Annotated in this window: 1 protein-coding gene; it reads right to left on the reverse strand. The window is 64.5% G+C overall.

The genetic code is table 11. The annotated features are described in order from the left end of the window. The coding region (locus NCS02_RS36220) for a helix-turn-helix domain-containing protein (RefSeq protein ID WP_250523714.1) at positions 1-265 on the reverse strand (265 nt) is incomplete at both ends.

The following is a 265-nucleotide window of genomic DNA, read 5'->3' on the forward strand; positions in this document are numbered from 1 at the left end:
TCTTCCGATACAGCGTGTTGCGGCTGATGCCCAGCACCTTCGCGACATTGCTCACATTCCAGCGATGCTCGTCGAGCAATTGCAACACGGTCTCGCGCTCCTTCACTTGAATGGCGTTGAGCGACGATGTATCGGCATCTTCGGCCAGATGCATGAGGGGCGCATTGTTCGCTACGCCCGGGGCGCGCGGGGCCGCCTGCGCACTCGCGCCGTTCGCGATCTCGGCCGGCAGATGCGCGCAGCGGATCTCGGGGCCGTCGCAGAG

Origin of the sequence: Caballeronia sp. NCF2 (assembly GCF_023631205.1) — a bacterium.
GTDB classification, from domain to species: Bacteria; Pseudomonadota; Gammaproteobacteria; order Burkholderiales; family Burkholderiaceae; genus Caballeronia; species Caballeronia zhejiangensis.